The organism is Oleiphilus sp. HI0067 (assembly GCF_001635735.1).
Genome location: NZ_LWFI01001596.1, coordinates 1 through 835 on the forward strand (window position 1 = coordinate 1; position 835 = coordinate 835).

Annotated in this window: 2 pseudogenes; both read right to left on the reverse strand. The window is 43.8% G+C overall.

The features are described from left to right. Positions 1-220 (reverse strand): annotated as a pseudogene (gene hisG, locus A3739_RS25910) (ATP phosphoribosyltransferase); the annotation flags it as partial. A 36-nt stretch (positions 221-256) separates the two neighbouring features. Then, positions 257-835, reverse strand: a pseudogene (locus tag A3739_RS25915) (UDP-N-acetylglucosamine 1-carboxyvinyltransferase); the annotation flags it as partial.

Sequence of the window (835 nt, forward strand, 5' to 3'; positions counted from 1 at the left end):
TACCTGTCACACCGATATCAGCACCACCATACTGAACATAAGATGGAACATCAGTCGCGCGAATAATAATGAACTTAATATTTTCTACCGTTGTATCAAAAATTAGCTTACGACTAGAGCTTAAGTCCTCTAGAGGCTCAACACCCGCTTCCGCTAACAACGGTAAGGTTTCTTTCAAAATACGCCCTTTAGATAGAGCGATGATCAATGAATCAGACATTCTTTAAATCCGCTATGCAATCAATAAAACCGAGCATTAACCCGGTAGACGCTGGATTTTACCGCCCAGCAATTGCAGTTTTTCTTCAATACATTCGTAACCACGATCGATGTGGTATATGCGATCAACTAAGGTGTTTCCATCAGCCAGTAATCCTGCGATTACAAGACTTGCAGAAGCACGCAAATCTGTTGCCATAACCGGCGCTGCATGAAGTTTTTCAACGCCTGTAATAATCGCAGTGTTGCCTTCGACCTTAATATCAGCGCCCATACGCTGTAGCTCTTGCACGTGCATGAAACGATTTTCAAAAATTGTTTCGGTAATTGAGCCTGAACCTTCAGCGACGCAATTCATTGATACGAATTGCGCTTGCATATCCGTGGGAAAAGCAGGATAAGGCGCTGTTTTAACCGAAACTGCTTTCGGACGTTTACCCTTCATATCTAGTTCGATCCAGTCTTCACCCGTTGTGATTTCTGCACCCGCTTCTTCAAGCTTAACTAATACAGCATCTAGTAAATCTGCTCGTGTATCTTTTAGTTTAACGCGACCGCGTGTTGCTGCTGCTGCAACGAGGTATGTTCCAGTCTCTACACGATCCGGCATTACGTC